The organism is Algoriphagus aestuariicola, assembly GCF_017254835.1.
Taxonomy (GTDB): Bacteria; Bacteroidota; Bacteroidia; order Cytophagales; family Cyclobacteriaceae; genus Algoriphagus; species Algoriphagus aestuariicola.
Genome location: NZ_JAFKCW010000027.1, coordinates 1 through 414 on the forward strand (window position 1 = coordinate 1; position 414 = coordinate 414).

The window sequence follows — 414 nt, forward strand, 5'->3', positions numbered from 1 at the left end:
CGCGCTTAGATGCTTTCAGCGCTTATCTTTTCCGCACTTAGCTACCGGGCAATGCCATTGGCATGACAACCCGAACACCAGTGGTGCGTTCACTCCGGTCCTCTCGTACTAGGAGCAACCCCTCTCAATCTTCCAACGCCCACGGCAGATAGGGACCGAACTGTCTCACGACGTTCTAAACCCAGCTCGCGTACCACTTTAAATGGCGAACAGCCATACCCTTGGGACCTACTTCAGCCCCAGGATGTGATGAGCCGACATCGAGGTGCCAAACACCGCCGTCGATATGAACTCTTGGGCGGTATCAGCCTGTTATCCCCGGAGTACCTTTTATCCGTTGAGCGATGGCCCTTCCATTCAGAACCACCGGATCACTAAGACCTACTTTCGTACCTGCTCGAGCCGTCACTCTCG

At 54.8% G+C, this 414-nt stretch carries 1 rRNA gene; it reads right to left on the reverse strand.

Annotation, left to right across the window (positions count from 1 at the left end):
- Window positions 1-414, reverse strand: a 23S ribosomal RNA gene (locus J0A67_RS22650); the annotation flags it as partial.